This window comes from Burkholderia sp. Se-20378 (assembly GCF_017104665.1).
GTDB classification, from domain to species: domain Bacteria; phylum Pseudomonadota; class Gammaproteobacteria; order Burkholderiales; family Burkholderiaceae; genus Burkholderia; species Burkholderia lata.
On sequence record NZ_JAAGPG010000006.1, the window covers coordinates 1 to 18,191 of the forward strand.

The 18,191-nt window shown below is 65.1% G+C and carries 15 protein-coding genes; 14 read left to right on the forward strand and 1 reads right to left on the reverse strand.

Translation table 11 applies throughout. The features are described from left to right. Positions 1 to 178: 178 nt before the first annotated feature. The 6 genes from G3N93_RS01755 to G3N93_RS01780 all read left to right on the forward strand — a co-directional run bounded on the left by G3N93_RS01755 (position 179) and on the right by G3N93_RS01780 (position 7,976). Positions 179 to 1,396: a nitrate/nitrite transporter gene (locus G3N93_RS01755; protein ID WP_206132189.1), complete on the forward strand. Its 1,218-nt coding sequence runs from the start codon at positions 179 to 181 to the stop codon at positions 1,394 to 1,396. A 365-nt stretch (positions 1,397 to 1,761) separates the two neighbouring features. Next, a complete protein-coding gene (gene carA, locus G3N93_RS01760; RefSeq protein ID WP_041492797.1) occupies positions 1,762 to 2,907 on the forward strand; it encodes a glutamine-hydrolyzing carbamoyl-phosphate synthase small subunit in 1,146 nt (381 codons plus the stop codon). A 37-nt stretch (positions 2,908 to 2,944) separates the two neighbouring features. Then, the gene (leuE, locus tag G3N93_RS01765) at positions 2,945 to 3,604 is read left to right on the forward strand and encodes a leucine efflux protein LeuE (protein ID WP_174915262.1); all 660 of its coding nucleotides are present in this window, start codon (positions 2,945 to 2,947) and stop codon (positions 3,602 to 3,604) included. Positions 3,605 to 3,653: 49 nt separating this feature from the next. After that, a complete protein-coding gene (carB, locus tag G3N93_RS01770) occupies positions 3,654 to 6,908 on the forward strand; it encodes a carbamoyl-phosphate synthase large subunit (protein ID WP_174934850.1) in 3,255 nt (1,084 codons plus the stop codon). A gap of 118 nt (positions 6,909 to 7,026) precedes the next feature. Then, positions 7,027 to 7,503 carry a transcription elongation factor GreA gene (greA, locus tag G3N93_RS01775; RefSeq protein ID WP_011351601.1) on the forward strand — a complete coding sequence of 159 codons (477 nt, stop codon included), beginning with the start codon at positions 7,027 to 7,029 and terminating at the stop codon, positions 7,501 to 7,503. A 14-nt stretch (positions 7,504 to 7,517) separates the two neighbouring features. Further along, positions 7,518 to 7,976 (forward strand): DUF4149 domain-containing protein, encoded by a 459-nt coding sequence (locus G3N93_RS01780; protein ID WP_011351602.1) that lies wholly within the window; start codon positions 7,518 to 7,520, stop codon positions 7,974 to 7,976. Between the two features lie 79 nt (positions 7,977 to 8,055). Here G3N93_RS01780 and G3N93_RS01785 read toward each other — a convergent pair whose 3' ends face one another. Next, positions 8,056 to 8,583: a YhbY family RNA-binding protein gene (locus tag G3N93_RS01785; RefSeq protein ID WP_166963144.1), complete on the reverse strand. Its 528-nt coding sequence runs from the start codon at positions 8,581 to 8,583 to the stop codon at positions 8,056 to 8,058. A gap of 193 nt (positions 8,584 to 8,776) precedes the next feature. Between G3N93_RS01785 and G3N93_RS01790 the strand changes: the two genes are divergently transcribed. From G3N93_RS01790 to pstB, 8 genes are all read left to right on the forward strand, one after another. After that, positions 8,777 to 9,439, forward strand: a complete 663-nt coding sequence (locus tag G3N93_RS01790) for an RlmE family RNA methyltransferase (RefSeq protein ID WP_174941229.1) — start codon at positions 8,777 to 8,779, stop codon at positions 9,437 to 9,439. 166 nt (positions 9,440 to 9,605) lie between these two features. Then, positions 9,606 to 11,504, forward strand: coding sequence for an ATP-dependent zinc metalloprotease FtsH (gene ftsH, locus G3N93_RS01795; RefSeq protein ID WP_174951848.1), 1,899 nt, complete (start codon positions 9,606 to 9,608; stop codon positions 11,502 to 11,504). A 35-nt stretch (positions 11,505 to 11,539) separates the two neighbouring features. Beyond that, on the forward strand, positions 11,540 to 12,481 hold the full coding sequence (folP, locus tag G3N93_RS01800; RefSeq protein ID WP_206132190.1) for a dihydropteroate synthase: 942 nt from the start codon (positions 11,540 to 11,542) through the stop codon (positions 12,479 to 12,481). A gap of 28 nt (positions 12,482 to 12,509) precedes the next feature. Continuing rightward, entirely contained in the window at positions 12,510 to 13,865 is a 1,356-nt protein-coding gene (gene glmM / locus G3N93_RS01805; protein WP_174987146.1) for a phosphoglucosamine mutase, read from the forward strand. Positions 13,866 to 14,319: 454 nt separating this feature from the next. Then, positions 14,320 to 15,354, forward strand: a complete 1,035-nt coding sequence (pstS, locus tag G3N93_RS01810) for a phosphate ABC transporter substrate-binding protein PstS (RefSeq protein WP_174915268.1) — start codon at positions 14,320 to 14,322, stop codon at positions 15,352 to 15,354. A 94-nt stretch (positions 15,355 to 15,448) separates the two neighbouring features. Continuing rightward, on the forward strand, positions 15,449 to 16,435 hold the full coding sequence (gene pstC, locus G3N93_RS01815) for a phosphate ABC transporter permease PstC (protein WP_011351610.1): 987 nt from the start codon (positions 15,449 to 15,451) through the stop codon (positions 16,433 to 16,435). After that, complete coding sequence (gene pstA / locus G3N93_RS01820; protein WP_206121885.1) at positions 16,432 to 17,325, forward strand: phosphate ABC transporter permease PstA; 894 nt, start codon at positions 16,432 to 16,434, stop codon at positions 17,323 to 17,325. Before pstC ends, pstA begins: the two co-directional genes overlap by 4 nt. Positions 17,326 to 17,340: 15 nt before the next feature. Next, a complete protein-coding gene (gene pstB, locus G3N93_RS01825) occupies positions 17,341 to 18,189 on the forward strand; it encodes a phosphate ABC transporter ATP-binding protein PstB (protein WP_011351612.1) in 849 nt (282 codons plus the stop codon). Positions 18,190 to 18,191 lie beyond the last annotated feature (2 nt).

Sequence of the window (18,191 nt, forward strand, 5' to 3'; positions counted from 1 at the left end):
TACAAGGGCAAGAAGAAGTAACGCAGTCGCGAGCGCATCGTGCGGCCGGCCCGGTTCGCGCGATTGCGGTATCATCCGACGAAATGCAAGGAAACGCCGTCACCGAGGTGACGGCGTTTTTGTTTGTGCGCGGCGCGGGGGCGCTGCTTCGAAGGTCTTCATATAACAAGGGGAAGTGATGTCGTCGGTGCAGGTGAGGGTGCTCGCGCTGTTTTCGGTCGGGTATTTCGTGTCGTATGTATTTCGCGGCGTCAATCTGGGCTTCGCGCCGTTCGTCACGCATGAGCTCGGCTTGTCGGCCGCCGATCTTGGCCTGCTGACCAGTCTCTACTTCCTCGGCTTCGCGGGCGCGCAGATCCCGGCCGGCGTGATGCTCGACCACTTCGGCCCGCGCCGCGTGACGGCCGGCATGCTGCTGTTCGCGGCTGCCGGCGCGGCCGTGTTCGGCGCTGCGCACAGCCTCGGCACGATGATGGTGGGCCGGCTGCTGATCGGCGTCGGCGTATCGGTGTGTCTCGGCGCGGCGTTCAAGGCGCTCGCGCAGCATTTCCCGGTCGGCCGGCTGCCGCTCGTCAATGGCCTCGTGATGGCCGTGGGCGGCCTCGGCGGCGTGATGGTCGGTTCGCCGCTGACCTGGCTGCTCGGCTGGACGAGCTGGCGCGCGATCTGTTTCGGCCTCGCGGTGCTGACGGTGATCGTCGCGGCGTCGATCGGCCTGGGCGCGCCGGAGGCGAAGCAGGTGCGCCACCAGGGCGGGCTCGTCAGCCAGTTCAAGGGCACGTGGCATATCCTGAGCAGCCGCGCGTTCTGGAAGATTTCGTCGTTCTCGGTCGTCACGCAGGGCGTGTTCTACGCGATGCAGTCGCTGTGGGTCGGGCCCTACCTGCGCGATGTCGCGGGGTTCGATGCGCCGCATGCCGCGCGTCTCGTGTCGGTGCTCGGCTTCGCGATGATGGCCGGCTGCGTCGGTTTCGGCGCCGCGGCGCGCGTGCTCGAGCGGCGCGGCGTGTCCGTGTATGCGTTCTGCGGCGTCGGCATGGCGCTGTTCGTCGCGACGCAGGCCGCGATCGTCGCGCGCGTGCCGTTGCCGCCGGCCGTGCTGTGGGCCGCATACGGGATGTTCGGCGGCGTCGGCATCCTGACCTACGCGGTGATGGCCGGACATTTTCCCGCTCACCTGATCGGCCGCGCGAACACGACGCTCACGCTCGTGATCTTCCTGCTGATCTTTGCGTTCCAGATCGGTGTCGGCGCGGTGCTGTCGCACTGGCCGGCGGTCGACGGCCGCTATCCGGCCGCTGCGCACTTCACCGCATGGGGCGTGCTGCTCGCGCTGCAGCTCGCGAGCGCGGTCTGGTACGTCTGGCCCACGCGCGGCGCTGGTCAAGCGCACTGATCCGGCGGTACGCTGGCGGGTAGGGCGGCCGCGGAAACGGGGCCGCAGCGCGTTGCGCCGCGTCGCCGGACGCGGCGCGCGCACGATCGGACGGCCATATCGATTGAAGATAGGGCCATTTTCAGGCTATAATTTGAAAGTTTGTGCTGATCAACCTCGCACCCTAGCGCCCACCTCATTCATCCCGTTCATCCGCCGCACGCCGCCTGCCGGGCGATGCCGCGAAGCCTCGTGCGCCACGCGCCGGGTTCGCGTCTCGACAACGCAGGCCGCGTCCAGCAAGCGACCACGCGCGCCCACGCAGCGCGGCGCTCGCGCGGCAGGGTAGACAGGTCGGCAGCAGGGTGTTCCCCAAGGAGCCTCCCGTGTTGCCGTCTTTTACTCCCGCCTTGCTTGCACTCGCCGACGGCACGGTCTTTCGTGGTTATTCGATCGGGGCCGAAGGCCACACGATCGGCGAAGTCGTGTTCAATACCGCGATCACCGGCTATCAGGAAATCCTGACTGATCCGAGCTACTCGCGCCAGATCGTCACGCTCACCTATCCGCATATCGGCAACGTCGGCGTCAACGCCGAAGACGTCGAAGCCACGAAAGTCCATGCCGCCGGCCTGATCATCCGTGATCTGCCTTCGCTCGCGTCGAACTTCCGCATGGACCGCACGCTCGGCGATTACCTGCGCGACGAAGGCGTCGTCGCGATCGCCGGCATCGACACCCGCAAGCTGACCCGTATCCTGCGCGACAAGGGCGCGCAGAACGGCTGCATCCTGACGGGTTCGGACGACGAAGCGAAGGCGATCGAGCTCGCGCGCTCGTTCCCGGGTCTCGCGGGCATGGATCTCGCGAAGGTCGTGTCGACCACGAAGCCGTTCGAATGGAAGCAGACCGAATGGCGCCTCGAAGGCGGCTACGGCATGCAGGAAGCGCCGAAGTATCGCGTCGTCGCATACGATTTCGGCGTCAAGTACAACATCCTGCGCATGCTCGCGGAGCGCGGCTGCCACGTGACGGTGCTGCCGGCACAGGCGAGCGCGGAAGATGCGCTCGCACTGAATCCGGACGGCGTGTTCCTGTCGAACGGCCCCGGCGATCCGGAACCGTGCGACTACGCGATCGCGGCCACGAAGCAATTCATCGAGCGCGGCGTGCCGACCTTCGGCATCTGCCTGGGCCACCAGATCATGGGCCTCGCGGTCGGCGCGAAGACGCTGAAGATGAAGACCGGCCACCACGGCGCGAACCACCCGGTGAAGGATCTCGGCGACGGTCGCGTGGTGATCACGTCGCAGAACCACGGCTTCGCGGTCGATGCGGATTCGCTGCCGGCCAACGCGCGCGTGACGCACGTGTCGCTGTTCGACGGCACGCTGCAGGGCTTCGAGCTGACCGACAAGCCGGCATTCTGCTTCCAGGGCCACCCGGAAGCGTCGCCCGGCCCGCATGACATCGGCTATCTGTTCGACCGTTTCACCGCGCTGATGGACGCGGCGAAGCAGCGCAACGCTTAACGTCAACGACGCAACCGAAGGACGGGAGATTCGCATCATGTTCGGCCACGCACTCGGCATCACGGATATCTGGACCTACGTGTTCGGCGTGATCTTCATCATCCTGCTGCCGGGGCCGAACTCGATGTACGTGCTGTCGCTCGCGGCGCAGCGCGGCGTGAAGGCCGGCTATCGCGCCGCGTGCGGCGTGTTCGTCGGCGACACGGTGCTGATGGTGCTGTCCGCCGCCGGCGTCGCGTCGCTGCTGAAGGCGAACCCGCTGCTGTTCTCCGTCGTGAAATACGGCGGCGCCGCGTATCTGCTCTACATCGGCACCGGCATGCTGCGCAGCGCGTGGCAGAAGCTGCGCGCGCCGGCCCATGCGCCGGCCGATGCGCCGCCCGCGGTCGACGGCGAGCGGCCGTTCCGCAAGGCGCTGATCGTGAGCCTGCTGAATCCGAAGGCGATCCTGTTCTTCATCTCGTTCTTCATCCAGTTCGTCGACCCGGCATTCCCGCATCCTGCGCTGTCGTTCGTCGTGCTTGGGGCGATCGCGCAATGCGCGAGCTTCCTGTACCTGAGCACGCTGATCTTCGCGGGTGCGCGGCTTGCCGAGCACTTCCGCCGCCGCCGCAAGCTTGCAGCAGGCGCGGCGAGCAGCGTGGGCGGCCTGTTCATCGGATTCTCGGTGAAGCTCGCGCTCGCCACGATGAGCTGAGCGCAGCCGGCCGACCCACGACAACGATTACTTATTGAATTCACAAGCCATGCCAAAACGCACAGACATCAAGAGCATCCTCATCATCGGCGCCGGCCCGATCATCATCGGCCAGGCGTGCGAGTTCGACTATTCGGGCGCGCAGGCTTGCAAGGCGTTGCGTGAGGAGGGCTACAAGGTCGTTCTCGTCAACAGCAACCCGGCGACGATCATGACTGACCCGAACACGGCCGACGTGACCTACATCGAGCCGATCACGTGGGAAGTCGTCGCGCGCATCATCGAGAAGGAGCGCCCGGACGCGATCCTGCCGACGATGGGCGGCCAGACCGCGCTGAACTGCGCGCTCGACCTGCATCACCACGGCGTGCTCGAGAAGTTCGGCGTCGAGCTGATCGGCGCGTCGCCGGAAGCGATCGACAAGGCGGAAGACCGCCAGAAATTCAAGGAAGCGATGACCAAGATCGGTCTCGGTTCCGCGAAGTCGGGCATCGCGCACTCGCTGGAAGAGGCGACCCAGGTGCACGCCGAGATCATGGCGCTCACCGGCGGCAGCGGCTACCCGGTCGTGATCCGTCCGTCGTTCACGCTCGGCGGCTCGGGCGGCGGCATTGCGTACAACCGCGAAGAGTTCGAAGAGATCTGCAAGCGCGGCCTGGATCTCTCGCCCACGCGCGAGCTGCTGATCGAAGAGTCGCTGCTCGGCTGGAAGGAATACGAGATGGAAGTCGTGCGCGACCGCGCCGACAACTGCATCATCGTCTGCTCGATCGAGAACCTCGACCCGATGGGCGTGCACACCGGCGACTCGATCACGGTCGCGCCGGCGCAGACGCTCACCGACAAGGAATACCAGATCCTGCGTAACGCATCGCTCGCGGTGCTGCGCGAGATCGGCGTCGACACGGGCGGCTCGAACGTGCAGTTCTCGATCAACCCGAAGGACGGCCGCATGGTCGTCATCGAAATGAACCCGCGCGTGTCGCGTTCGTCGGCGCTCGCATCGAAGGCAACGGGCTTCCCGATCGCGAAGGTCGCGGCGAAGCTGGCAGTCGGCTACACGCTCGACGAGCTGAAGAACGAAATCACCGGCGGCCAGACCCCGGCATCGTTCGAGCCGACGATCGACTACGTCGTCACGAAGATCCCGCGCTTCGCGTTCGAGAAATTCCGCGAAGCCGATTCGCGCCTGACCACGCAGATGAAGTCGGTCGGCGAAGTGATGGCGATCGGCCGCACGTTCCAGGAATCGTTCCAGAAGGCGCTGCGCGGCCTCGAAGTCGGTGTCGACGGTCTCGACGAGAAGTCGACCAACCGCGACGAGATCGCGATCGAGATCCACGAGCCGGGTCCGGACCGCATCTGGTACGTCGGCGACGCATTCCGCATCGGCATGACCGCCCAGGAAATCTTCGCGGAAACCGCGATCGACCCGTGGTTCCTCGAGCAGATCGAGCAGATCATCCTGAAGGAAAAGGCGCTCGGCGGCCGCACGCTCGCGTCGCTGTCGTTCGACGAACTGCGCTACCTGAAGCAGAGCGGCTTCTCCGACCGCCGCCTCGCGAAGCTGCTCGGCGCGACGCCGGAAGACGTCCGCAAGCGCCGCGTCGAACTCAACGTGCGCCCGGTCTACAAGCGCGTCGACACCTGCGCGGCCGAATTCGCGACGAAAACCGCGTACATGTACTCGACCTATGAGGAAGAGTGCGAGGCGCAGCCGACCACCAACAAGAAGATCATGGTGCTGGGCGGCGGCCCGAACCGGATCGGCCAGGGCATCGAGTTCGACTACTGCTGCGTGCACGCGGCGCTCGCGATGCGCGAGGACGGCTACGAAACGATCATGGTCAACTGCAACCCGGAAACGGTGTCGACCGACTATGACACGTCCGACCGCCTGTACTTCGAGCCGCTGACGCTGGAAGACGTGCTCGAGATCGTCGACAAGGAAAAGCCGGTCGGCGTGATCGTCCAGTACGGCGGCCAGACGCCGCTGAAGCTCGCGCTCGACCTCGAAGCGCACGGTGTGCCGATCGTCGGCACGTCGCCGGACATGATCGACGCGGCCGAAGACCGCGAACGCTTCCAGAAGCTGCTGCAGGACCTCGGCCTGCGCCAGCCGCCGAACCGCACCGCGCGCGCCGAAGACGAAGCGCTCGCGCTGGCCGCTGAAATCGGCTATCCGCTGGTCGTGCGGCCGTCGTACGTGCTGGGTGGCCGCGCGATGGAAATCGTCCACGAGCCGCGCGACCTCGAGCGCTACATGCGCGAGGCCGTGAAGGTGTCGAACGATTCACCGGTGCTGCTCGACCGCTTCCTGAACGACGCGATCGAGTGCGACGTCGACTGTATCTGCGACGGCGACGCCGTGTTCATCGGCGGCGTGATGGAGCACATCGAGCAGGCGGGCGTCCACTCGGGCGACTCGGCATGCTCGCTGCCGCCGTACTCGCTGTCGAAGGAAACCGTGGCCGAGCTGAAGCGCCAGACGGGTGCGATGGCAAAGGCGCTGAACGTGGTCGGCCTGATGAACGTGCAGTTCGCGATCCAGCAGGTGCCGCAGGCGGACGGTTCGAAGCAGGACATCATCTACGTGCTGGAAGTGAACCCGCGCGCATCGCGCACGGTGCCGTACGTGTCGAAGGCGACCAGCCTGCCGCTCGCGAAGATCGCGGCGCGCGCGATGGTCGGCCAGAAGCTCGCGCAGCAGGGCGTGACGAAGGAAGTCGTGCCGCCGTACTTCAGCGTGAAGGAAGCGGTGTTCCCGTTCGTCAAGTTCCCGACCGTCGATCCGGTCCTCGGGCCTGAAATGCGCTCGACCGGCGAAGTGATGGGTGTCGGCCAGACGTTCGGCGAAGCGCTGTTCAAGTCGCAGCTCGCGGCCGGTTCGCGCCTGCCGGAGTCGGGCACGGTGCTGCTGACCGTGATGGACGCCGACAAGCCGAAGGCAGTCGAAGTCGCGCGCATGCTGCACGACCTTGGCTACCCGATCGTCGCGACCAAGGGTACGGCTGCCGCGATCGAAGCGGCCGGCGTGCCGGTGAAGGTCGTGAACAAGGTGAAGGACGGCCGTCCGCACATCGTCGACATGATCAAGAACGGCGAGATCGCACTCGTGTTCACGACGGTCGATGAAACGCGCCAGGCGATCGCCGATTCGCGTTCGATCCGCATGAGCGCACAGGCGCACAAGGTCACGTACTACACGACGATGTCCGGCGCGCGCGCGGCGGTTGAAGGCTTGCGCTACCTGAAGGATCTGGAAGTCTATGATTTACAAGGTCTTCACGCTCGCCTAAACTAAGCAGTCAGTTACCTGTCGAAGCAACACGTGCCGCGATTAGGCGGTGTTTCCAGTGCATCGGAAACGCGCTTAATCGCGGTGATTTTTTTTATAGCCGTTTTTAGCGATTGAGCCGTTTATGAGCACCATTCCGTTGACAAAGCGTGGCGCAGAACTCCTGCGCGATGAATTGCAGCGCCTCAAGTCCGTCGAGCGGCCGGCCGTGATCAACGCGATCTCGGAGGCCCGCGCACAGGGCGATCTGTCCGAAAACGCCGAATACGATGCTGCGAAGGAAAAGCAGGGCTTCATCGAGGGTCGTATCGCGGAACTCGAATCGAAGCTGTCGGCTGCGCAGGTCATCGATCCGACCGTGCTCGATGCCGAAGGCCGCGTGGTTTTCGCATCGACCGTCGAACTCGAGGATCTCGAGTCGGGCGACACCGTCAAGTACCAGATCGTCGGTGACGACGAAGCCGATATCGATCACGGCCTGATCTCGGTCAGTTCGCCGATCGCGCGCGCACTGATCGGCAAGTCCGAAGGCGACGTCGCGGCCGTGCAGGCGCCGAGCGGCGTGCGCGAGTACGAAATCATCTCGGTCAGCTACATCTGAAGCGGGGCGACGTGATGCCGCATCGCGTGTTCCGTCTGCTGTCGGCCGTGTGGGTCGGCAGCCTGCTGACGATCGGGTATGCGGTCGCGCCCGTACTGTTCAAGACGCTGGAGCGGATGACGGCCGGTTCGGTCGCCGCCCAGCTGTTCCGTATCGAGGCGATCCTCGGTGTCGTATGCGGCGTGCTGCTGCTTGCGCTGTCGAACCAGCAGGTGCGGCGGGGCAGCAACGAATATCGCCGCGTGCGCTGGGTCGTCGCCGCGATGGTCGTGTGCGTGCTGGTCGGGTATTTTGCGCTGCAGCCGTTCATGAACGCGCTGCGGGTGGCTGCGATGGACGCGGGCACCGATATTGCGAACTCGCCGTATGCGAGCCGCTTCGGGATGCTGCACGGCGTCTCGAGCGTGTTCTACCTCGTCGAGAGCGTGCTGGGGCTGATGCTGATCTGGCGTCTGCCGGCGCGCGACGCCTGACGCGAATGCCGCGCAGGCCCGGTCGATGCCGGGCCCGCGGGCAGGGCGGCGGTACGGCGTAGCCGCGCCGCCCCGATGCTTACTTGTCCTGGAACGGACGCTTCGTGCTGGCCTGGCGCTTCTTGGCGCGCTTCACGTTACCGCCTGCCGTCACACGCTCGTTGCCGCGTACGACGACCTTCGTTGGCTTCGGACGGCGCACCGGGCTCGCGTTCGGCGACACCTTGACGACCTTGACGGTGCGCGGTGCACGGCCTTTCTTGTCGTCGACGGCTTCGGCCGCGCTCGGCAGCGTGCCGGCACGGCGGCCGCGGGCCGGGGCCGCCGCGGCGGCTTCGGGCTTCCAGATCACCAGCAGCTTGCCGATGTGCTGGATCGGCGCCGCGCTCAGGCGATCGCAGATCTCGTCGTAGATCGCGATGCGCTCGTCGCGCTCGTCGCCGAACACGCGGATCTTGATCAGTTGGTGCGCGTTGAGGTGCACCTTGATTTCCTTCAGCACGGCGTCGGTCAGCCCTTCGGCGCCGATCAGCACGACGGGCTTGAGCGCATGGGCCTGGGAGCGCAGCGCGGAGCGCTCGGCGGGAGAAAGCGAAAGGGCGGGCATGGAAATGTCGAAATCTAAATAAGGGCGCGCTGACCGAAAAGCGATCGCGGGAAGTTACCGCGTCAGCCGTGCGCCGAAACCACGTAAAATCGCGGCTTGGGCCTCAAAAGGGGCCGCAGCCGCGCGAAGAAGACGCGTATTATCCGCTAAAAGCGCGGCTTCACGAAGCAATTAGCAGCAATCTCTCTCTCGAATGGCAAAAAACCGCTTCAACCAGCACTGGCTGCACGACCACATCAACGACCCCTACGTCAAAATGGCGCAGCGGGAGGGCTATCGCGCGCGCGCCGCGTACAAGCTGAAGGAAATCGACGAGCAGGACAAACTGATCCGCCCGGGCCAGGTGATCGTCGACCTCGGCGCGACGCCGGGCAGCTGGAGCCAGTATGCCCGCAACAAGCTCGCGCAGGGCAAGAAGCGTGACGCGGAGCGCGAAGGCGGCATCGACGGCACGATCGTGGCGCTCGACATCCTGCCGATGGAGCCGATCGCCGACGTCCACTTCCTCCAGGGTGACTTCCGTGAGGATGAAGTCCTTCACCAGCTCGAAGAAGTGCTCGAAGGGCGCGACGTGGACCTTGTTATTTCCGACATGGCCCCCAACCTCTCTGGCGTGGCCTCGGCGGACGCGGCGCGCATCGAGCATCTATGCGATCTGGCGCTCGAATTCGCGCAGAATCATCTGAAGCCGGACGGTGCGCTGCTCGTGAAGTGTTTTCACGGCAGCGGCTACAGCCAGATCGTCGAGAAATTCAAACAGCAGTTTAAGATCGTCGCGCCGCGCAAGCCGAAGGCGTCCCGCGACAAATCGTCCGAAACGTTCATTTTGGGTCGGCATCTGAAACGTCCGCGCTGATGCGCAACGGGGTGCCGCAAACGGGCTCCGGCCCTTGCCAGACAAGCGACGCGCTATCGCGGCGGTTGTCAATGCTTATGGCGAGGGTGGTCGGACTGGATTAGAATGACCGAGGGGCGCCGCAAGGAAAATGTAGGCGCTCGTCTACGAGTGAAGGAGTGGTGCTTTGAACAACAATATGTTTTCGAAGGCAGCGGTGTGGCTGGTGATCGCACTGGTGCTGTTTACGGTGTTCAAGCAGTTCGACAAGCCCCGCGTCCAGGAAGGCGTGTCCTATTCGCAGTTCATGGATGACGCCAAGAACGGCAAGGTCAAGAACGTCATCGTTCAGGGGCGCAACCTCACCGTCACTCCGGCTGATGGCCAGAAATACCAGATCGTGTCGCCCGGCGACATCTGGATGGTTGGCGATCTGATGAAGTACGGCGTGCAGGTCAGCGGCAAGGCCGACGACGAGCCGAACGCGCTGATGTCCGCGCTGTACTACCTCGGGCCGACGATCCTGATCATCGTGTTCTGGTTCTACATGATGCGGCAGATGCAGGGAGGCGGCAAAGGCGGCGCATTCTCGTTCGGCAAGTCGCGAGCGCGGCTGATCGACGAGAACAACAACGCGGTGAACTTCTCCGACGTCGCGGGCTGCGACGAAGCGAAGGAAGAAGTGTCCGAGCTCGTCGACTTCCTGCGCGATCCGCAGAAATTCCAGAAGCTGGGCGGTCGCATTCCGCGCGGCGTGCTGCTCGTCGGCCCCCCGGGTACCGGCAAGACGCTGCTGGCCCGCGCGATCGCGGGTGAAGCGAAGGTGCCGTTCTTCAGCATTTCGGGTTCCGACTTCGTCGAAATGTTCGTCGGCGTCGGCGCGGCGCGTGTGCGCGACATGTTCGAGCAGGCGAAGAAGCATGCACCGTGTATCGTGTTCATCGACGAAATCGACGCGGTCGGCCGTCATCGCGGCGCAGGCATGGGCGGCGGCAACGACGAACGCGAACAGACGCTGAACCAGATGCTCGTCGAGATGGACGGCTTCGAGGCGAACTCGGGCGTGATCGTGATCGCCGCAACCAACCGTTCCGACGTGCTCGACAAGGCGCTGCTGCGTCCGGGCCGTTTCGACCGCCAGGTCTACGTTGGCCTGCCGGACATCCGCGGCCGCGAACAGATCATGCGCGTGCACCTGCGCAAGGTACCGATCTCGAACGACGTCGATGCGGCAGTCATCGCACGCGGCACGCCGGGCTTCTCGGGCGCCGATCTCGCGAACCTCGTGAACGAGGCTGCGCTGTTCGCCGCACGCCGCGGCAAGCGTATCGTCGAGATGCAGGATTTCGAGGACGCGAAGGACAAGATCTTCATGGGTCCGGAGCGCAAGTCGGCCGTGATCCGCGAGGAAGCGAAGCGTGCGACCGCCTATCACGAGTCGGGCCACGCGGTGATCGCGAAGCTGTTGCCGAAGGCCGACCCCGTGCACAAGGTCACGATCATTCCGCGCGGTCGTGCGCTGGGTGTCACGTGGCAGTTGCCGGAGCATGACAACGAGACGTACTCGAAGGATTACCTGATGGATCGTCTCGCGATCCTGTTCGGTGGCCGGGTGGCGGAAGAGTTGTTCATGAACCTCGTCAGCACCGGCGCCTCGGACGACTTCAACAAGGCAACGCAGACGGCGCGTGCGATGGTGGCCCGTTTCGGCATGACCGACGCGCTCGGGCCGATGGTCTACGTCGACGACGAGAACGATGCATCGCCGTTCGGCCGTGGCTTCACGCGCACGATCTCGGAAGCGACGCAGCAGAAGGTCGACTCGGAAATCCGCCGCGTGCTCGACGAGCAGTACGGCCTTGCGCGCCGCCTGCTCGACGAGAACCGGGACAAGGTCGAGGCGATGACCGCCGCACTGATGGAGTGGGAGACGATCGATGCCGATCAGATCAACGACATCATGGAAGGCCGTCCGCCGCGCTCCCCGAAGAGCTCGCCGGCTGTCGGCGGCGATTCGTCGGGTGGTGGCAGCAGCGCCGAGGTGAAGCCCGGCAACGCGCCGGCACCTGCTTCGCCGGCGGCGTAATCTCCGCATAGCGCTTTAGCGCCGTTCACGGGCTGGTGTGGCTTCACACCGGCCCGTTTTGCATTCATTCACGCCAGTTGCTCGTGCCCGATTCCGCTGTTTCCCCATTCATTCCCGCGCCACTCCAGTGCGGCCGCTTCGAACTGACGTTCGAACGCCCGCTGGTGATGGGCATCCTCAACGCCACACCTGATTCGTTTTCGGACGGCGGCCGCTTTCTCGCGCGCGACGATGCGCTGCGCCAGGCCGAGCGGATGATTGCCGAAGGCGTCGACCTTCTCGATATCGGCGGTGAATCGACGCGCCCCGGCGCGCCGCCCGTGCCGCTCGACGAGGAGCTCGCGCGTGTGATCCCGCTCGTGGAAGCGCTGTGGCCGCTGAACGTGCCGCTGTCGATCGATACGTACAAGCCGGCCGTGATGCGTGCGGCGCTGGCCGCAGGCGCCGACCTGATCAACGACATCTGGGGGTTCCGCCAGCCAGGTGCGATCGATGCGGTGCGCGACGGCAACTGCGGGCTGTGTGCGATGCACATGCTGGGTGAGCCGCAAACGATGCAGGTCGGCGAACCCGATTACGGCGACGTCGTGACCGACGTGCGCGATTTTCTCGCCGAGCGCGCGCAGGCGCTGCGCGATGCGGGGATTGCGGCGGAGCGGATCTGCGTCGATCCCGGCTTCGGATTCGGCAAGGCGGTCATCGACGACAACTACGCGCTGCTGGCCGCGTTGCCGGACACGGCACCCGCGCGGCCCGACGGACGCGCGTATCCGATCCTCGCGGGCATGTCGCGCAAGTCGATGCTCGGCGCGGTGATCGGCGGCAAGCCGCCGATGGAGCGCGTCGCGGCGAGCGTGGCGGCCGCATTGTGCGCGGTCGAGCGCGGGGCGGCGATCGTGCGCGTGCACGACGTCGCGGCGACGGTCGACGCGCTGAAAATATGGAATGCCGTGCGCGAAGCTGCGCGGCAACGATAAGTCAGAAGACGAAGGAGGAAGATTCGCTATGGGACGTCGATATTTCGGCACGGACGGCATTCGCGGCACGGTGGGCGAGGCGCCCATCACACCGGATTTCGTGTTGCGTCTCGGCTATGCGGCCGGCAAGGTACTGGCCAGCTCGGCCGATGTCGCGGCAGGCTCGCGTCCGACCGTGCTGATCGGCAAGGACACGCGCGTGTCGGGCTACATGCTCGAAGCCGCGCTCGAGGCCGGATTCTCGGCGGCCGGCGTCGACGTGATGCTGGCCGGCCCGATGCCGACACCGGGCGTCGCGTACCTGACGCGCGCGCTGCGCTTGTCGGCGGGCGTCGTGATCAGCGCATCGCACAACCCGTATCACGACAACGGGATCAAGTTTTTCTCCGCTGACGGCAACAAGCTGCCGGACGAGACCGAAGCCGCGATCGAAGCGTGGCTCGACAAGCCGCTCGAATGCGCATCGTCCGACGGTCTCGGCAAGGCGCGCCGCCTTGACGATGCGGCCGGCCGCTACATAGAGTTCTGCAAGAGCACGTTCCCGGCCGCGTTCAACCTGCGCGGGCTGAAGCTGGTGATCGACTGTGCGCACGGTGCCGCGTACCAGATCGCGCCGCACGTGTTCCACGAACTCGGCGCGGACGTGATCCCGATCGGCGTCGCGCCGAACGGCTTCAACATCAACGACGGCGTCGGTGCGACCGCGCCCGACGCGCTGGTGCGCGCGGTGCGCGCGAACCACGCGGATCTCGGCATCGCGCTCGACGGCGATGCGGACCGCCTGCAGGTGGTCGATGCGACCGGTCGCCTGTACAACGGCGACGAGCTGCTCTACGTGCTCGTGAAGGACCGGATCGCGACAGACGGCAACGTCGAAGGTGCGGTCGGCACGCTGATGACGAACCTCGCGGTCGAAGTCGCGCTGCAGCGCGAGGGCGTGAAGTTCGTCCGCGCGGCGGTCGGCGATCGCTACGTGCTCGAACAGTTGCGCGAGCACGGCTGGCAACTTGGCGCGGAAGGCTCGGGCCACATCCTGTCGCTCGACCGCCACTCGACCGGCGACGGCATCGTGTCGGCGCTGCTCGTGCTGGCCGCGCTGAAGCGCAGCGGCCAGACCCTCGCGCAGATGCTCGACGGTGTCACGCTGTTCCCGCAGAAGCTGATCAACGTCCGGATGAAGCCGGGCGCCGACTGGAAGGGCAGCACGTCGATTCGTGCCGCGATCGACGCGGCCGAAGCCGCACTCGCCGGCAGCGGCCGCGTGCTGATCCGCGCATCGGGCACGGAGCCCGTGCTGCGCGTGATGGTCGAAGCGCGGCAGGCCGCTGACGCGGTCCGTCATGCGGAAACGATCGCCGACGCGGTGCGCGCGGCGACGACCTGACGCGCAGAGCCCGGCGCGGGGTGGTCAAACGCCCTGGCGTCGGCGCTCCTGTCAACGTGCACGCGGCGCCTTCGGGGCGCCGCGATTTCGTCAGACGCAAAGGTTTGCGATACCGATAAGAAGGGCACGTTGCCCACTGAATTCCTCAGTCGAGAAATCGTCTGACCCCAGATATCGGGCCAGTCACGAGCGGGGACTTTCCATGGCGCAGACACTGCGCTACGATCCGCTCGCACCCAGGTAAAACGGGTAGTGTCCCCTCCCTTCCAGGCAGGCAGTTCTTGCCGCCACCGCCGTTCCGGCGCCGTCCGCGCGCCGCGCGACCGGCACCCGATACTCCCTTTCAACCAGTCATGTTACTGTCACGCCAGTTTCATCGATTGTCACATTACCGTCATGAGGAGCCCCTAACCTTCGCGGTGCCGTAGTCATCCGCTCACACACTGGAGGTCTCATGAAATTGATGCAAACCGCGATTGCCGGCCTGGCTGGCGCGCTTTTCGCCGTCGCCGCTCACGCTGCCGACATCACGGGCGCAGGCAGCACGTTCGCGATGCCGATCTATACGAAATGGGCTGCTGACTACCAGCAGACCGGCGGCGCGAAGGTCAACTACCAAGGTATCGGTTCGTCGGGCGGCCTGAAGCAGATCGTCGCGAAGACGGTCGATTTTGCCGGTTCGGACGCTCCGCTGAAGGATGACGAGCTTGCAAAGGAAGGCCTGTTCCAGTTCCCGACGGTGGTCGGCGGCGTGGTGCCGGTCGTCAACGTGCCGGGCGTGAAGGCCGGCGAACTGACGCTGTCGGGCCCGGTGCTCGGCGACATCTACCTCGGCAAGATCAAGAAGTGGAACGACCCGGCGATCGCCGCGCTGAACCCGAAGGTCAAGCTGCCGGACACGGACATCGCCGTGGTTCGCCGCGCTGACGGCTCGGGCACGAGCTTCATCTGGACGAACTACCTGTCGAAGGTCAACGACGAGTGGAAGTCGAAGGTCGGCGAAGGCACGACGGTCAACTGGCCGACGGGCACGGGCGGCAAGGGCAACGACGGCGTCGCAGCCTTCGTGCAGCGTCTGCCGGGCGCAGTCGGCTACGTCGAATGGGCGTACGCGAAGAAGAACAACATGGTCTACACGGCCCTGAAGAACTCGACGGGCACGGTGGTCGAGCCGAAGACGGAAACGTTCAAGGCCGCTGCTGCTGGCGCGAACTGGTCGAAGTCGTTCTACCAGATCCTGACGAACCAGCCGGGCAAGGAAGCATGGCCGGTCGTCGGCGCGACGTTCGTGCTGCTGCACGCGAAGCAGGAGAAGCCGGAGCAGGGCGCGGAAACGCTGAAGTTCTTCAGCTGGGCGTTCAAGAACGGCGAGAAGGCTGCTGACAGCCTCGACTACATCTCGCTGCCGCCGGCAGTCGAAGTGGAAATCCGCAAGCAGTGGAAGGCGAAGGTGACGGACGCTTCGGGCAAGTCGGTCGCCGCAGAGTAAGCATTGCAGCGGTTCGCTGCCTGGCCGTGCCGGTCGGGCAGTGTGTGCGGTAAAGCCGGGCGTTACGGCGCCCGGCAATCAAAAGCAGGCACCCATGTCTGATATTTCCTATACGTCCTCACGGTCCGCCGACGTTGCGCAGCAACGCGCGCCGAGCCGCCTCGGGGATGTCGTATTCGGCGGTCTTGCACGGCTTGCCGCCATCGTGACCCTGCTGCTGCTCGGCGGGATCATCGTTTCCCTGATCATTGCGTCGATGCCGACCATCCAGAAGTTCGGCCTCGGCTTCCTGTGGCAATCCGAGTGGGATCCCAACTCGGACATCTACGGCGCGCTCGTGCCGATCTACGGCACGATCGTGACGTCGGTCATCGCGCTCGTCATCGCCGTGCCGGTCAGCTTCGGCATCGCGCTGTTCCTCACCGAGCTGTCGCCCGTGTGGCTGCGCCGCCCGCTCGGCATCGCGATCGAGCTGCTCGCCGCGATTCCGTCGATCGTGTACGGCATGTGGGGCCTGCTCGTGTTCGCCCCGATCTTCGCGGAATATTTCCAGAAGCCGCTCGGCCACCTGTTCAAGGACGTGTGGATTCTCGGCCCGCTGACCGCCGGCCCGCCGATCGGTATCGGCATCCTGGCAGCCGGCGTGATCCTCGCGATCATGATCATCCCGTACATCGCATCGGTGATGCGTGACGTGTTCGAAGTCACGCCCGTGCTGCTGAAGGAATCGGCCTACGGGATCGGCTGCACGACCTGGGAAGTGATGTGGAAGGTCGTGCTGCCCTATACGAAGACCGGCGTGATCGGCGGCGTGATGCTCGGCCTCGGCCGCGCGCTCGGCGAGACGATGGCCGTGACCTTCGTGATCGGCAACACGAACCTGCTCGACAGCATTTCTCTGTTCGCCCCGGGCAACAGCATCACGTCGGCGCTCGCGAACGAATTCGCTGAAGCGCAACCGGGCCTGCATACGTCCGCGCTGATGGAGCTGGGCCTGATCCTGTTCGTGATCACGTTCATCGTGCTGTCCATCTCCAAACTGCTGCTGCTTCGTCTCGAGAAGGGAGAGGGCAAGAAATGAGCGAGCCCATCATGAATTTCCCGGGTCCGGACGGCGCCGTGCTCGACGCGATGCGCAACCGCCTGCAGCGCAAGCGCAAGGCCATCAACGCGATCGCGCTGGCCGCATCGCTCGGCGCGATGGCCTTCGGCCTGCTGTGGCTCGTGTGGATTCTCTACACGACGGTGCATCTCGGCGTGAGCGGCCTGTCGCTGCAACTGTTCACGGAATCGACGCCGGCACCGAACACGGAAGGCGGCGGTCTCGCGAACGCGATCGTCGGCAGCTTGCTGCTGTGCGGTTTCGGCACGCTGGTCGGCACGCCGATCGGCATCCTCGCGGGCGTCTATCTCGCCGAATACGGCCAGAAGAACCTGCTGGCGAGCACGATCCGCTTCATCAACGACATCCTGCTGTCCGCGCCGTCGATCGTCATCGGCCTGTTCGTGTACGCGATCGTCGTCGCGAAGTCGGGGCGCTTCTCGGGCTGGGCCGGCGTGATCGCGCTCGCCCTGCTGCAGATTCCGATCGTGATCCGCACGACCGAGAACATGCTGAAGCTCGTGCCGAACGCGCTGCGCGAAGCGGCCTTCGCGCTCGGCACGCCGAAGTGGCGCATGGTGCTGAAGATCACGCTGCGCGCATCGGTCGGCGGCATCGTGACGGGCGTGCTGCTCGCCATCGCGCGGATCGCCGGCGAAACGGCGCCGCTGCTGTTCACCGCGCTGTCGAACCAGTTCTTCTCGTGGGACATGAGCCAGCCGATGGCGAACCTGCCGGTCACGATCTACAAGTTCGCGATGAGCCCGTTCGCGGAATGGCAGTCGCTGGCGTGGGCGGGCGTGTTCCTGATTACGCTCGGGGTGCTCGGACTCAACATCCTGGCGCGCTCGATCTTCTCGAAAAAGTAACGGCGGAGCAATCCGATGAATATGGCAGAAAGCCACCTGAATCCTGTCGAGCGCACTGCAGCGCCGGCCGGCACGCAAGAAGCGGCGCACGGCCGTCCGCTCGAGCCGCTGAACGCGAAGATCGAGGTCAACAACCTCAACTTCTTCTACAACAAGTTCCATGCGTTGAAGAACATCAACCTGAGCATTCCCGAAGGGAAGGTGACGGCGTTCATCGGCCCGTCGGGCTGCGGCAAGTCGACGCTGCTGCGCACGTTCAACAAGATGTTCGCGCTCTATCCGGAGCAGCGCGCCGAAGGCGAAATCATGATGGACGGCGAGAACCTGCTGACGACGAAGCGCGACATCTCGCTGCTGCGCGCGCGTATCGGCATGGTGTTCCAGAAGCCGACCCCGTTCCCGATGTCGATCTACGACAACATCGCGTTCGGCGTGAAGATGTTCGAAAAGCTCACGCGCTCGGAAATGGACGACCGCGTCGAGTGGGCGCTCACGAAGGCTGCGCTGTGGAACGAAGTGAAGGACAAGCTGAACCAGAGCGGCTACGGCCTCTCGGGCGGCCAGCAGCAGCGTCTGTGCATCGCGCGCGGCATCGCGATCCGTCCGGAAGTGCTGCTGCTCGACGAACCGTGCTCGGCGCTCGACCCGATCTCGACGGGCCGCATCGAAGAACTGATCGCGGAGCTGAAGAGCGACTACACGGTCGTGATCGTCACGCACAACATGCAGCAGGCCGCACGCTGCTCGGATTTCACGGCCTACATGTACCTGGGCGAGCTGATCGAATTCGGCGAGACCGAAAAGATCTTCATCAAGCCGGTACGCAAGGAAACGGAAGACTACATCACCGGCCGCTTCGGTTGATG

What these genes read in the sequence shown, in the direction of transcription:
- greA (WP_011351601.1), top strand. Translation starts at nt 7,027, where the DNA reads ATGAGCACCATTCCGTTGACAAAGCGTGGCGCAGAACTCCTGCGCGAT.
- pstA (WP_206121885.1), top strand. Translation starts at nt 16,432, where the DNA reads ATGAGCGAGCCCATCATGAATTTCCCGGGTCCGGACGGCGCCGTGCTC.
- pstB (WP_011351612.1), top strand. Translation starts at nt 17,341, where the DNA reads ATGAATATGGCAGAAAGCCACCTGAATCCTGTCGAGCGCACTGCAGCG.
- carB (WP_174934850.1), top strand. Translation starts at nt 3,654, where the DNA reads ATGCCAAAACGCACAGACATCAAGAGCATCCTCATCATCGGCGCCGGC.
- pstC (WP_011351610.1), top strand. Translation starts at nt 15,449, where the DNA reads ATGTCTGATATTTCCTATACGTCCTCACGGTCCGCCGACGTTGCGCAG.
- leuE (WP_174915262.1), top strand. Translation starts at nt 2,945, where the DNA reads ATGTTCGGCCACGCACTCGGCATCACGGATATCTGGACCTACGTGTTC.
- G3N93_RS01780 (WP_011351602.1), top strand. Translation starts at nt 7,518, where the DNA reads ATGCCGCATCGCGTGTTCCGTCTGCTGTCGGCCGTGTGGGTCGGCAGC.
- G3N93_RS01790 (WP_174941229.1), top strand. Translation starts at nt 8,777, where the DNA reads ATGGCAAAAAACCGCTTCAACCAGCACTGGCTGCACGACCACATCAAC.
- pstS (WP_174915268.1), top strand. Translation starts at nt 14,320, where the DNA reads ATGAAATTGATGCAAACCGCGATTGCCGGCCTGGCTGGCGCGCTTTTC.
- G3N93_RS01755 (WP_206132189.1), top strand. Translation starts at nt 179, where the DNA reads ATGTCGTCGGTGCAGGTGAGGGTGCTCGCGCTGTTTTCGGTCGGGTAT.
- G3N93_RS01785 (WP_166963144.1), bottom strand. Translation starts at nt 8,583, where the DNA reads ATGCCCGCCCTTTCGCTTTCTCCCGCCGAGCGCTCCGCGCTGCGCTCC.
- glmM (WP_174987146.1), top strand. Translation starts at nt 12,510, where the DNA reads ATGGGACGTCGATATTTCGGCACGGACGGCATTCGCGGCACGGTGGGC.